Origin of the sequence: Marinobacter sp. LM1 (genome assembly GCF_042763285.1) — a bacterium.
Taxonomy (GTDB): Bacteria; Pseudomonadota; Gammaproteobacteria; order Pseudomonadales; family Oleiphilaceae; genus Marinobacter; species Marinobacter nauticus.
This window is the reverse complement of sequence record NZ_CP114373.1, coordinates 161,679-175,494: the sequence shown is the minus strand read 5'-3', so window position 1 is coordinate 175,494 and position 13,816 is coordinate 161,679. Positions and strand designations below refer to the sequence as shown.

The window sequence follows — 13,816 nt, the reverse complement described above, 5'->3', positions numbered from 1 at the left end:
GGACAGCAAGATGAGTAAACAGACCCTGATCGTGATCGGCAACGGTATGGTTGGCCATCACTTCCTGGAACAGTTCAGCCAGTCCCCGGCGGCCGAGACCTACCGGGTGATCGTGTTCGGTGAAGAGAAGCAGCTGGCCTACGACCGGGTGCATCTGTCGGAATACTTCACCGGATCCACTCACGCTGACCTCGCCATGGGCACAGCAGACTGGTACGCGGAACAGGGCATCGATCTTCGCCTGAATGAGCCGGTCACCGCCATCGACCGGAACACCCGCGTGCTGACGACACCGAAAGGCGAGTACACCTACGATCAACTGGTGCTGGCCACCGGCTCCTACCCGTTCGTACCGCCCATTAAGGGCAACGATCAGGATGGCTGCTTTGTGTACCGAACCCTGGACGATCTGGATGCCATTCAGGCCAGCGCCCAGTCAGCGAAAACCGGTGTCGTGGTGGGCGGCGGTCTGCTGGGGCTGGAAGCGGCAAACGCCCTGAAAAGCCTGGGGCTGCAGGCCCATGTGGTGGAATTTGCCCCGCGCCTGATGCCTGTGCAGCTGGACGATCAGGGTGGCGCCCTTTTGCGCCAGAAGATCGAGGATCTGGGCGTGCAGGTGCACACCGAGAAAGCCACCACGGCCATTGTTCCGGGCAGCGACGCGCGGCTGAGGATGAACTTCGCCGACGACAGCCATCTGGAAACCGATCTGATTGTGTTTTCCGCCGGCATCCGTCCCCAGGATACCCTGGCCCGGGCCTGCGGCCTGGATGTGGGCGAACGCGGCGGGATTGTGGTCAACAATCAATGCACCACCTCAGACCCGAACATTCACGCTATCGGTGAATGCGCACTCTGGAACAATCGCATCTTCGGACTGGTGGCTCCGGGTTACACCATGGCGCGCACCCTGTCGGCCGCTTTGAACAAAGACACCGGTGCGGCCTTTACCGGTGCCGATATGAGCACCAAGCTCAAGCTGCTGGGGGTGGATGTGGGCTCCATCGGCGATGCCCACGGCCAGACCCCGGGTGCACGCAATATCCGTTTTCACGATGAGCAGGCCGGCCACTACCGGCGCATGGTGGTGAGCCAGGACGGCAAGACTCTGCTGGGCGCCATTCTGGTGGGCGACAACGGCCCCTACGACACCCTGCTGCAATACGCCCTCAATGGCATTGAGCTGCCCGCCAACCCGGAAGCGCTGATTCTGCCGGAAAGCGAAGGAGGCGCGCCTGCCCTGGGGGCCGACGCCCTGCCGGACACCGCCTCCATCTGTTCCTGCCACAACGTCACCAAGGGCGATATCTGCGGCGCCATTGACGCCGGCTGCACCGATCTTGGCGGCGTCAAGGCTGAAACCAAGGCCAGTACCGGTTGCGGCGGCTGTGCGGCTTTACTGAAGAAGGTGGTGGACAGCGAGCTGGAAAAGCGCGGCGTGGAGGTGTGTACCGACCTTTGCGAACACTTCCCCTACACCCGACAGGAACTGTTCCATCTGGTGAAGGTGAACGGTATCCGCACCTTCCGGGGTCTGCTCAAACAATACGGCAAGGGCCAGGGCTGTGACATCTGTAAGCCAACGGTGGGCTCCATTCTGGCCACCTGCTGGAACGAGCACATTCTGGCCACCGACCACGTACCCCTGCAGGACACCAACGACACCTTCATGGCCAACATGCAAAAGAACGGCACTTACTCGATTGTGCCGCGCATTCCCGGCGGTGAAATTACTCCGGACAAGCTGATTGTGCTGGGCGAGGTGGCCAGGGAGTACAACCTGTACACCAAGATCACCGGCGGCCAGCGTGTGGATCTGTTCGGCGCCACCCTGAGCGAGCTGCCGGAGATCTGGGAGAAGCTGATCGCCGCCGGTTTTGAGACCGGGCACGCCTATGGCAAGTCGCTGCGTACGGTGAAGTCCTGCGTCGGCAGCACCTGGTGCCGCTACGGCGTGCAGGACAGCGTGGGCATGGCGATTACCCTGGAGAACCGCTACAAGGGCCTGCGAGCGCCGCACAAGGTGAAGATGGCGGTGTCCGGCTGCACCCGTGAATGCGCGGAGGCCCAGAGCAAGGATTTCGGGGTAATTGCCACGGAGAAGGGCTGGAACCTGTATGTGTGTGGCAACGGCGGGATGCGGCCACGGCATGCGGATCTGTTTGCCACCGATCTGTCGGATGAGGAGCTGATCCGCACCATCGACCGGGTGGTGATGTTTTATGTGCGCACGGCGGACCGGCTGCAGCGGACGTCGGTCTGGATGGAAAATCTGGAAGGTGGCCTGGAGTATCTGAAGCAGGTGGTGCTGGAGGACAGCCTCGGCATTGGCGAGGAGCTGGAGCAGCATATGGCGGATCTGGTGGAGACCTATCAGTGCGAGTGGAAGTCCGCCGTTGAGGATCCGGAGAAGCGTAAGCGGTTCCGGGAGTTTGTGAATGCGCCGGAGCAGAAGGATCCGGTGCAGCAGTGGACTTCAGAGCGGGGGCAGCGTCGGCCTGTTTTGGAGGTGGCTTCTTCGTAGCCTTCTGGTTTGGGGGCGGAGCGCGGGAGCCGGATTCATTTTCTTCTGGAAAAAATAACTCGCTTTGCTCAGACATCTTTTTTCCTGCCAGAAAATGAATCCGGCTCCCACGCTCACAAACATCTGTGGGATAGGAAACTTAACGACCTTGGAATTTGGAGACTTTGCTATGAAAGCTCGGACTTGTTGGGAAGCAGTGTGCACCGTGGACGATCTGGTAGCTGATTCCGGTATTGCGGTTTGGACCGACGACGGGCCGGTGGCGGTGTTTTATCTGCCACACCGCCTGCCGGCATTGTTTGCCATCAGCCATACCGATCCGTTCAGTGGCTCGAACGTGCTGGCCCGAGGCATTACCGGGGATATCAACGGTGAGCCGGTGGTGGCGTCGCCGTTGTACAAGCAGCATTTCAGCCTGCGCAGCGGGCAATGTCTGGAAGACGAGAGCGTGCAGGTGAAGGTCTATCCGGTGTTGCTGGACGGCAACCGGATCCGGCTGGAAGTGCCGGTGGCTCAGGCGGCATCGATGGCCGCCTGAGGTTCGCCTGTCAGCTGATAAACTCGACGTTCTCCGACAGCGGTGCCCTTGGGCTGGTGAGCTGGTTCACCGGGCTGTCGGGGTTGGCGTAGCCGATGGCCATGCCGGCGAAGACTTTGCGGTGTTCAGGCAAGCCCAGGAATTCGCTGATGGTTTTCGGGTACACCGACCAGGATTCCTGGGCGCAGCTGTCGAGGCCCTGTTCTCGGAGTAAGAGCATGATGGTTTGCAGGATCATGCCCAGATCGGACCACTGGGGCGGGCCCATGTTGTCGTCGACGGTACAGAACAGGCCAACTGGTGCGCCGAAAAATTCGAAGTTGCGTTTGAACCATTCGAAGCGGGCAGCTTTGTCTTCCCTGGGGATGTCGAGCCGGCGGTACATGAGTTCGCCGATTTCGAAGCGGCGGTCGCGGTAGGGTGACTGAAGTTTCGGTGGGTAGATTTCGTATTCCGGCACTTCGTTGAAGCCTTTGCTGACCTTCTCCTGCATCAGGGCTTTGAGTCGGGCCAGAGCATCGCCGGTGACAACGTGCAGGTGCCAGGGTTGCAGGTTGCCGCCGGATGGCGACCGGGTCGCCGTTTCGATTACCGTTCGGAGCGTGGCTTCAAGCACCGGGGTATCCAGAAAGTCCCGCACCGAGCGGCGTGACACAACAGCCTGCTGAACATCCATAGGCAAGACTCCACATCATCCAGAACATTAAGTTGGGAACACTATCCGGCATCCAGTATGCGCACAACAGCCGCGCTTGACCACCTCCCGGGCGCCGTATAGTCTGCGGCGAACCCCACAGGGAGAGCCTCAGGTTATGGAAGATCACAGTCAGTTTCGCCTGCTGTCCGAGCGACGGTTCCTGCCATTCTTTGTTACCCAGTTTGCGGGTGCCTTCAACGACAACCTGTTCAAGAATGCCTTGTTGCTGCTGGTGACCTATAGCGCCGGGGGCCTGTTTGGCCTGTCGTCGGATGTGGTGGTCAATCTGGCCGCGATGCTGTTTATCCTGCCGTTTTTCCTGTTCTCCGCCATTGCCGGCCAGGTGGCGGACCGGTACGAGAAATCCACGGTTATCCGCTGGATCAAATTCGCCGAGGTGGTGATCATGGGCATTGCCGCGGTCGGGCTCTGGTTTGGCTGGTACGAGGTGTTGTTCCTTCTGCTGTTTCTCACCGGCGTGCAATCCGCGTTTTTCGGGCCGGTGAAGTACGCGATCCTGCCCCAGGCCCTGAAAGAATCCGAGCTGGTGGGTGGTAACGCGCTGGTAGAGATGGGCACCTTTGTGGCCATCCTGGTGGGTACCCTGATGGCCGGCGTGATGATGAAAGCTGCGGCTCCCGGCCCCGTGATTGCCATCGCCGTTGCGGTGCTGGCGGTGATTGGCCTGGTGGCCGCCTGGCGGATTCCCAGGGCCGAGGCAGCAGCGCCGGATCTGCGTATTCGTTTCCGGCCGCTGCAGGAAACCTGGAAACTGATGGCCATTGCCCGGGACAATCACAATGTATTCCTGAGCATCATGGCGATTTCCTGGTTCTGGTTTCTGGGTGCCGCCTATCTGACCCAGTTTCCGAACTTCGCCAAGACTCACCTGATGGGTGACGAAACGGTCGTCACCTTGCTGTTGGCGATTTTCACCATCGGCATCGCCGCCGGCTCCATTGCCTGTGAGCGGCTGTCCGGCCACAAGATTGAACTGGGGATCGTACCCATCGGCTCCATTGGCCTGAGCTTCTTCGGCATCGATCTGTTCTTCAATATGCCGGAGCAGCCGATTCCCTCAGACTGGTGGCTGATCATAACCGATCCCCATTATCGCCAGGTCGCCATTGACCTGTTGGCCATCGGTATCTTTGGCGGCCTGTTTATCGTGCCGCTGTATGCTTATGTCCAGCAGGAAACACCACCGGCCACCCGGGCCCGCGTGATCGCCGCCCTGAATATTTTCAACGCCCTGTTTATGGTGGTCAGCGCGCTGCTGGGCATGCTCATGCTCGGCCTGTTCGGGCTCACCATTCCCGAATTCTTCCTGGTGCTGTCGATCATGAACCTGATGGTGGCGGCCTACGTGTACCAGCAGGTACCGGACTTTGCCCTGCGCTTTGTGATCTGGGTCCTGTCCCACACGATTTATCGGGTCACGCACCACAACCTGGACCGGATACCCGAGCAGGGCCCCGTGCTGCTGGTGTGCAACCACGTCTCCTACATGGATGCCCTGGTGATCGCCGGCGCGGTACGGCGGCCCGTCCGATTCGTAATGGATCACAACATTTTCGCGACACCGGTCATGGGCGGTTTCTTCCGCCTGGCCAAGGCTATCCCCATTGGTCCGAAATCAAAGGTGCCGGAGATTTACGAAGCCGCTTTCGACCGCATTGATGAAGAACTCGCAGCCGGCCATGTGGTCTGTATTTTCCCGGAAGGCAAACTCACCAAAGACGGCGAGGTCGATACCTTCAAGCCCGGTGTCGACATGATTCTGGCCCGGCGACCGGTACCGGTGGTGCCAATGGCACTGCGCGGCCTCTGGGGCAGCTTTTTCAGCCATTGTGGCGGGCCGGCCTTCAGCCATTGGCCACGGCGGTTCTGGTCCCGGATTCATCTGCTGGCTGGTCTCCCGGTCTCGCCCCACGAGGCCAGTGCCGAGCGTCTGGAACAAAAGGTCAAAGCGCTGCGTGGAGATGCACAATAGTCTTTTCGCCGGGCTTTTTGGTGGTGCTGTTACCAAAGCCAATTTTTACCCGCTCGGAGTGGGGTAGTATCGGGGCATAAACCAAGAACAAGGATTGCCCCGTGACGCCCCTGAATCCCACTGACCAGCTCTTTCTCTGGCTGGAAAAACGCCAGCAGCCCATGCATGTGGGCGGCCTCCAGCTGTTTTCCTTCCCCGAAGGCGCGCCGGACGACTATGTCGCGCAGCTGGCAGATCAGCTTCGGCAGAAGACGGAGGTGACCGCCCCCTTTAACCAGCGCCTGAGCTATCGCCTGGGCCAGCCGGTATGGGTGGAGGATGAGCACCTGGACCTTGAGCATCATTTCCGCTTCGAGGCGCTGCCCACACCCGGGCGTATTCGGGAGCTGCTGTCGTTCGTATCGGCGGAGCATTCGCACCTGATGGACCGGGAGCGCCCCATGTGGGAGGTGCACCTGATCGAGGGCCTGAAAGACCGGCAGTTTGCGCTCTACACCAAGGTTCACCATTCCCTGGTGGACGGTGTCTCGGCCATGCGCATGGCCACCCGGATGCTGAGTGAAAACCCGGACGAACACGGCATGCCGCCAATCTGGGATCTGCCTTGCCTGTCACGGGATAGGGGCGAGTCGGATGGACACTCCCTCTGGCGCAGTGTCACCCATTTGCTGGGGCTTTCGGGCCGCCAGCTCGGCACCATTCCCACCGTGGCAAAGGAGTTACTGAAAACCATCAATCAGGCCCGGAAGGATCCGGCCTACGACTCCATTTTCCATGCCCCGCGCTGCATGCTGAACCAGAAAATCACCGGTTCCCGTCGTTTCGCCGCTCAGTCCTGGTGCCTGAAACGGATTCGCGCCGTGTGCGAGGCCTACGGCACCACGGTCAACGATGTCGTGACTGCCATGTGCGCAGCGGCTCTGCGTACCTATCTGATGAATCAGGATGCCTTGCCGGAGAAACCACTGGTGGCCTTTGTGCCGGTGTCGCTACGCCGGGACGACAGCTCCGGTGGCAACCAGGTAGGCGTCATCCTGGCGAGCCTTCACACCGATGTGCAGGAGGCCGGCGAACGACTGTTAAAAATTCACCACGGCATGGAAGAGGCCAAGCAGCGCTACCGGCATATGAGCCCGGAGGAAATCGTCAACTACACGGCCCTGACCCTGGCGCCGGCCGCCTTCCACTTGCTGACCGGGCTGGCGCCCAAGTGGCAGACCTTCAATGTGGTGATTTCCAATGTCCCCGGGCCATCCAGGCCCCTGTACTGGAACGGGGCGAAACTGGAAGGCATGTATCCGGTGTCTATCGATATGGACAGACTGGCCCTGAACATGACACTGACCAGCTATAACGACCAGGTGGAGTTCGGCCTGATTGGCTGTCGCCGGACCCTGCCCAGCCTGCAACGGATGCTGGACTACCTGGAACAAGGTCTGGCAGAGCTGGAGCTCAACGCCGGTCTGTAATCAGGCCAGCTGATCGGCCCGGTTACGCTCGGAAATCTGGCTGTTCAGGGTCCAGAAATCGTACAACACACCGATGAAAAACAGGCCGCCGGTGAGCAGGTACAGGATGCCGGTGAGCCATTTGCCCATATACATCCGGTGCACCCCGAAGACCCCCAGGAAGGTCAGCAGTATCCAGCCGATGTTGTAGCTGATCTGCCCATCCTGGAACCGGTAATCAGCTTCCTTGTCCATGGCCGGAATCAGGAACAGGTCAATAATCCAGCCGATAAACAGCAGTCCCAGAGTAAAGAACCAGATGGTGCCGGTCACCGGCTTGCCATAATAGAAACGGTGCGAACCCAGGAATCCGAAAATCCAGAGCAGGTAGCCGATCAGCTTGCTGTGGGTGTCGGGTCTTTCGATCATTGCGGCGTTCTTCCTGTTCACAGTTGGATTTGGTGTGTCACCACAGACGCAAAACGGACGCCTGATCAGATCAATATGGGGGCGAACGCTGGAATCACAAACGGCACTCAGGGCCCCAGATCCGGTGCCGGGTCCGGCCCGTCCTCGCGAAACTCACTGGCGGATTTACCCGTCCACTTGCGGAAAGCACGGCTGAAATTGGACAGATCGGCATAGCCCAGTTCATAGGCAATCTCGCTGACTGACTGATTGGTGTAGCGCAGCAACTGGATGGCCCGATCTTTCAGCACGGCCTCGACAATCTCCCGATAACTGGTGTCCCGGTCCGCCAACCGCCGCTTCAGGGTGCGGGAAGACACGCAGAAGCGCTCGGCCATGGCCTCCAGGGAGGGCAAGGGGCCTGGGGTCATCCGCAGCATATTGCGAATCGCCAGCACGATGTCGCCCTGCTCCTTGAGCGCCTTCTGCAACTCGAATTCACACTGGTCCCGGGCCATCCGGGAGGCTTCAGCATCCGCCAGACGCATGCGCACGTCCAGCAGCTTGCGGGGGAAAATCAGCATTTCCTCGGGCTGGCCAAACTCGAAACGGACCGGCAACTGGGCGGCAAACCGCCGGTAATAGGCTGGCTCAGGGCCCCGCAGGTGTACCGACACGCCCGGTAATTTACCCTCTTCCAGGGCAAAACCCCGGGCCTCGGCATCGCTCCGGTCGAGCAGTTGTTCAGTGAGCAGAATCAACGTGGCGCTGACCGTCTCGGCCAGAAACTCGGAGATAGGCGGCAACGCAAACTCCGCGCACAGCTGAACCAGCACCTTGTCACCGGCTATGGACTGTTTCATGCTCAGAAAGGGCGCCCGCAGCTGAAGATAACGACGGACAGAGTCCAGCGCACCCTCAAAGGTCGGGCTGGTAAGCGCGGCGAAGCCCAGGGTGCCATGGATGGTCAGCCGCAACTCTCTCGCCAGTATAAAACTCAGGCCATCTTTGCCCGCCACCTCGAGCGCGCGCTGCGCCATCAGAGTGGCGTCAGTGACGAAAACCCGACTGTCGTTGGCTTTCAGGTCTTCATGTGTGAAATCCAGGCCCTGATAAAGCTGGCGGTCGTTGTAACCCAGTTGACGAACGGTTTCAGCCAGTACCCGCAGGTACACCCCGGGCACCAGGAACAACCCCAACATTTGCCGCTCGTTGTCTGCACCGGTACCTGCCATAGTGTGTCCCTGATTGATATTTATCGTGTTTCTGACTCTATCAGAACCGGATTGCCGCCACAGTGGGGCCCGCTGCCCCGACTCCGCTGTCGCCCGGGCCAATCCCCTGTCCCATTGTGGACGATGCCCGTCCCCTTCGCGCATTCAGTATCCGGATTGACTCCGCCACACTGGCTCCATGACATCAGCCAAAGCGTTCCGTCGCAAAGGAGTAGAACCATGCTGACCACCACACAAACGAACAAACCGGGCAAGGCCTCCCATACCCCGGACAATGTCTCCATCAAACCCCAGCGCATGGGTTTCGAGTTTGGCGAACAGGTCCCCAGATACTGGGTGGATAACAACTATCTGATCAGTCATACCATGAACGCCCTGTCTGTTTTGTTTCCCGAGGGTGAGCAGTTTTTTGTGGACTCGGTCCGGGCGTTTCGAGACCAGATCCAGGACAAGAAGCTGAAAGAGGACGTGCGCGGTTTCATCGGCCAGGAAGCCATGCACTCGCTCGAGCACATCGCCATGAACCAGCATGTCCGCGACCAGGGCATGCCGGTAGAAGAGATGGAGCGGGATCTGAAAGTGATTCTGGACGTGGCACGGAAGCTGCCCAAACGCCACCAGCTGGCCATTACCTGCGCCCTGGAGCACATCACAGCCATGATGGCCGACATGCTGCTAGAGCGTGACGATATACGCGAAGACATGCACGAATCCATGCGCCCGCTGTGGGTGTGGCACGCCATTGAGGAAACCGAGCATAAGGCCGTTGCTTATGACGTTTTCCTCCAGGCTGGCGGTACCTACACCGAGCGGGCGTTTTACCAGGTCTTCAGTACCGTAGCCCTGGGTATTGTCAGCACCTGGTATACCGGCCGCATGGCCCTGAAGGACCGCAGCCATTTCTCCGTTAAGGACGCCGCCAAAGGTATGTGGCGCATGTGGGGCAAAAACGGCGCCTTCTCCAGTCTGATCCCGACCTGGCTGGAGTACTTCAAGCCCGGCTTCCATCCCTGGGACAAGGACAACAGTGAGCTGATCGGTCGTTTCAAGGAACAGATCCAGGACTACATCGCGCCCCAGTACAAGAACGGCAATCGGCGCACGCTGCAGTAATCGTGCACCCGCTCTATGACATCAGGCCGAGTTCCCGGGCGCGAGCAACCGCTTGCATCCGGTTCTCGGCCTGAAGCTTGCCGTAAATATTGCTCAAATGTGACTTTACCGTCGCCACTGAGATGCCGAGCTGTTTGCTGATGGCCTTGTTACTGAGTCCCTCTGCCAGCAGATCCAGCACCCCCTGTTCCCGATCACTTAACGGTTCATCAGGACCAGCGACTTCCGGGGTGCGGGCGCAGGTTTCGGCGTCCGGCTCCATCCGGGCCTGCCGGAGAGCCAGTATCCGGCTGGCTTCCACTTCCGACCAGCCGCGGGTAATACAGGCGTCGAGCAGACTATCCAGCCGGGGATCCGCATCCACAAAGGGGCACACCAGACCACGGGGTACCCAGAGCGCCAACAGTGCATCGAGCTTTTTCACCGCTCCCTCAGGATCCTGATCCCCGAAGGCCTGAACCATCAGACTGACCAGATCAAGACGACACACCAGCTGAAGCAACCCCGCCTCTTCCGCCTCAGTTCGCAGGGCTGCCAGTTCCCGGGCCACCGGCGACGCCGCCAGCAACTGACCGATCAGTTTCAACAAGGTTTCGTTCAGGGTACAAAAGCGATTACCTACAACCGGTTCCGGATCGCTCTGGGCCCATAGAATCAAAGGGAAGGCGTTACCCTCCGTCAATCGCGCCAACGCCTCCAGTACCTCCGGGCGCGGAATGTTATGGTGCCAGCGCAACTGGCCCATAACCTGGTGCAACTGCTCAATCCGGCTGAGTTCCTGCTGCCAGAGTTCGGAGTCTCGCAAAACCATGCCCAGGCGAAACCGCTCAAACGCCAGGTAAAGCTGATCCAGCGGCGTCAGATGCTGGTCGGCAATCAGACCGGCCTCGCCCAGCCGTTTTGCGGCGTATGCAAGATCATGATGCTCCAGCGCCAACAAGCCCTCCAGATAGGCCAGAAGGCAAACCTGCTCCTTACTCACGGGCCCGTTGACAAGCTTCAACCGGGTCTGTTCATAGCAGCGGCGGGCATCGCCAATGCGACCGCCCTGCACCAGAACCGGAACCAGCATGACCAGACAGCGCAGGGCACAGGGGTTATCGCCACTCTTCAGGGCCCCTGCCAGCGCATCGGTCAACAAGGTGCGCGCCGGCCCCAATCGTGCCTCCATAAAGGCTTCAGTACCGAGGGTATACAGCCCCCAGTGTTGCAGGCCGGCTGGAGCGCTGGCCAACCGGGCCTGTATCTGAGTCAGGGACTGCTCGGCCTCTGCACGGTGGCCGGCAAACCGTGCCGAGGGCCAGCCCAACAACATGGAGACAAACTGCAGAGCCTCGGTGTCCGGTGATGGGTCTGTCGACTGCAGAAGCCGGTCGGCCGCGGCCAGATGCTCAAGCACTGCTCCGTACTGACCATCCATGAAGGCAAACAGCGCCTGCAGCAGAAGCAGCGCGGGAGAACTCATCCGAACACTGTCCGGGAAGCGCGAAGGCAGTGACCGGTAGCCACTCAGGTCCTCCGCCTGCAACAGCAACGGTACCAGGGCTTCCGCCTGGTCATAGCAGCCTTCGGCCAGAAAAAGCTCAAGGGCCTCCACAATCTGGCCCCGCTGGCGGAATGCCTCGGCCGCCCTGATTCGTATGGAGCTTTCCCGTTCAGGCACCCGATCCTGCGCCTGAAGCCAGTCGATCAGCAGATCATGCAGGCGATACCAGTAGTGACCCTCACCGTAACTCTGGAACAGCAGATTGCGTTCGCGCATGGCTGCGATCCAGCCTTCAGCATCGGTCTCATTCCGGGCCGCGTCGGCAACCTCTTGTGAGAAAAGGGGAAGCAAGCTCATATCCTGGAGAAACGCCTGTAGCCCGGGCTCAAGGCCGGCGAACACTTCCTCCAGCAGATAGTCGCTCAGGGCTCTCTGGCCAGGACCGGGTACATGGCTTAACGGATTTTCCGACAATGCCGATAGCTGCAACGCTGCTGGCCATCCGCCGGTGCGCTGATGCAACTGCAACATCTGGTCTTCGGAGAGATCAGCCCGGCGGGCCTGGACGAATTTTCGAGTCAACGCCAGATCAAAACGGAGCACCTCTGGCCCCAGCCGGACCATCTGTTGCCGAGCCAGTAACTGCGCGGTGCGAATAGGGGGATCCAGCCTCGAGATACAGACAATGCGCAAAAAACCCGGAGCAAAGTCGATAAAGCGCCGGATCTGCTCCAGTAGTACTTGCTGGTCAAGCAGGTGAAAATCATCCAGCACCAGAACCAGGCGGCTGGGTGCCTGCCAGGTTCGGGAATAATCCGCCAGGCGGTTGATCAGCATGGTCACCGGGTCAACAGCGGCACCCGGTTCCAGCGCGGCTAACAAGGTGCTCTCGCGAATGGCAAATCGTGGGTTCACCCGCGCCAGGGCGCTGGCCACGGCATTCCAGAACAGGGCCGGCGCGTTATCCCTTTGGTCCAGCGTTAACCAGGCATGCACCGGTTTTTCCTGTTCCAGCCACTGACTGACCAATGTGGTTTTACCGAAACCGGCCGGCGCAGATACCAGTACAAACGGCACCTGTTCTATACAATCAAGGGCCTGCAACCGTGAGGGCTCAAGCAACAAGCCTGCAGGCAATCCGGGGCGGGTTAATTTGGTTTCGGCAACCATGGAGCTCACTACCGTTGGCAAATGAGCTTCAGCATAGTCAGTGCCGGTGTTATCAACCAGCCCCGGCACTCCAAACTGGGAGGCCTGTTCAGAAATCCGGGTCATGGCAGTGCGAGCAGACCCGTGCCCTTCATCAGCGTGGCAACCAGTCGGGTACTGCCCAGTTCCCGGGCACAGACAAACCAGGGAGTTTCCCGGCCACGGTAGCGTGATTTGTGGTACGCCAGAGGTTGGAAGGCGTAAAGGCGATTCCCATAGCGATACAGGATATTCTGAAGGCGGCGCAGGCCCGGCCGGTCACCCGGGCAGTGGCGGACGCCGTGCAGGGGCGCAATGCCCAGCGACAGCTCAGGCACGCCTTCCTCACGAAACTGACTGGCCGCCTGCAGAATAATGTGGTCGAGTACGCCGAGCCGGTTCATTTCCGGCGACGCCCGCAGAATATTGGCGCAATAGCCCGCCAGTTCATGGTGACGGTACCAAGGATCAAAGAACACGTATCCGGCCAGCTCGCCCTCCACATAGGCGTAGAACTTGCGCACTCCCCATTCATCTGCAAACACCGGTGGCCGCGTGAGCAAACCCAATTCCCGTTCCTTGACCGCCTTGCCCAGGCGCCAGCGCTCCGAGATACCCGCCACCTTGTGCCAGTTCACCTCATCTCCACATTGCTCCCGCACCTCGATTCGACACCGCCTGTCCAGATTGCGGGCATGGCGCAGCTGCTTCATCGCCTTGCCACGAAGCGAGAACCTCGTCAGATCAACCGAGAACTCCGTACCCATCACCGTGGCATCGTAACCAAGCTCGCCCAACGGCCCCAGGAGCGACTGATCGACGCCGACATACAGTGAGGGGCCGGGCACACTCTGCTCGAACGCCTGCAGTAGCCGGCCCATACTCTGAGCTCCCGCCAGGGGTCTTGTGGGCACCACGTTTACCCGCTGCCCCAACACTTTTACCGGGACATAAGGTACCAGCCCGAGACCGGGGCTGAGAAAGTGCCGGCAATCCGGCTGCAAGGCAAAGTAACTGCTGGACTGGCTCCCGTGCAGGCGGATCAGGTGCTCTGCGGTGCGTTCATGGCAGCGCCCGGGGTCCGGGAGAATCGAGTTGATATTCCGGTCATCGGCAGCGGGGGCCACCGCCGCAGACAGATGAGAGGCAGGCATGGGTCATTCCCTTTGTTGTTCTGATACCGCTT

At 60.0% G+C, this 13,816-nt stretch carries 10 protein-coding genes; 5 read left to right on the top strand and 5 right to left on the bottom strand.

What is annotated here, in order from left to right; all coding sequences use genetic code 11:
• Nucleotides 1-10 precede the first annotated feature (10 nt).
• Together nirB and nirD are read left to right on the top strand one after the other, a co-directional pair.
• On the top strand, nucleotides 11-2,524 hold the full coding sequence (gene nirB / locus OZ656_RS00755) for a nitrite reductase large subunit NirB (protein WP_286893584.1): 2,514 nt from the start codon (nucleotides 11-13) through the stop codon (nucleotides 2,522-2,524).
• Nucleotides 2,525-2,693: 169 nt separating this feature from the next.
• Nucleotides 2,694-3,062: a nitrite reductase small subunit NirD gene (gene nirD, locus OZ656_RS00750; protein ID WP_022993440.1), complete on the top strand. Its 369-nt coding sequence runs from the start codon at nucleotides 2,694-2,696 to the stop codon at nucleotides 3,060-3,062.
• Nucleotides 3,063-3,072: 10 nt separating this feature from the next.
• On the opposite strand, the gene OZ656_RS00745 is transcribed toward nirD, so the two are convergent.
• Nucleotides 3,073-3,738 (bottom strand): nitroreductase, encoded by a 666-nt coding sequence (locus OZ656_RS00745; RefSeq protein ID WP_153739757.1) that lies wholly within the window; start codon nucleotides 3,736-3,738, stop codon nucleotides 3,073-3,075.
• A gap of 136 nt (nucleotides 3,739-3,874) precedes the next feature.
• Between OZ656_RS00745 and OZ656_RS00740 the strand changes: the two genes are divergently transcribed.
• Nucleotides 3,875-5,752 (top strand): MFS transporter, encoded by a 1,878-nt coding sequence (locus OZ656_RS00740; protein ID WP_023011991.1) that lies wholly within the window; start codon nucleotides 3,875-3,877, stop codon nucleotides 5,750-5,752.
• A gap of 101 nt (nucleotides 5,753-5,853) precedes the next feature.
• Complete coding sequence (locus OZ656_RS00735) at nucleotides 5,854-7,221, top strand: wax ester/triacylglycerol synthase family O-acyltransferase (RefSeq protein WP_011783747.1); 1,368 nt, start codon at nucleotides 5,854-5,856, stop codon at nucleotides 7,219-7,221.
• Here the strand turns inward: OZ656_RS00735 and OZ656_RS00730 are convergent, their stop codons facing one another.
• Both OZ656_RS00730 and OZ656_RS00725 read right to left on the bottom strand, forming a co-directional pair.
• A complete protein-coding gene (locus OZ656_RS00730; protein ID WP_022993443.1) occupies nucleotides 7,222-7,629 on the bottom strand; it encodes a TM2 domain-containing protein in 408 nt (135 codons plus the stop codon).
• 107 nt (nucleotides 7,630-7,736) lie between these two features.
• Nucleotides 7,737-8,843, bottom strand: a complete 1,107-nt coding sequence (locus tag OZ656_RS00725; protein ID WP_011783745.1) for an AraC family transcriptional regulator — start codon at nucleotides 8,841-8,843, stop codon at nucleotides 7,737-7,739.
• Nucleotides 8,844-9,062: 219 nt separating this feature from the next.
• Between OZ656_RS00725 and OZ656_RS00720 the strand changes: the two genes are divergently transcribed.
• Nucleotides 9,063-9,956 carry a metal-dependent hydrolase gene (locus tag OZ656_RS00720; protein WP_114434371.1) on the top strand — a complete coding sequence of 298 codons (894 nt, stop codon included), beginning with the start codon at nucleotides 9,063-9,065 and terminating at the stop codon, nucleotides 9,954-9,956.
• Between the two features lie 13 nt (nucleotides 9,957-9,969).
• Here OZ656_RS00720 and OZ656_RS00715 read toward each other — a convergent pair whose 3' ends face one another.
• Together OZ656_RS00715 and OZ656_RS00710 are read right to left on the bottom strand one after the other, a co-directional pair.
• Nucleotides 9,970-12,717, bottom strand: coding sequence for a LuxR C-terminal-related transcriptional regulator (locus OZ656_RS00715; protein WP_278351355.1), 2,748 nt, complete (start codon nucleotides 12,715-12,717; stop codon nucleotides 9,970-9,972).
• Entirely contained in the window at nucleotides 12,714-13,784 is a 1,071-nt protein-coding gene (locus OZ656_RS00710) for a DUF2156 domain-containing protein (protein ID WP_278351356.1), read from the bottom strand. The genes OZ656_RS00715 and OZ656_RS00710 overlap by 4 nt, the downstream gene beginning before the upstream one ends.
• Between the last annotated feature and the right edge of the window lie 32 nt (nucleotides 13,785-13,816).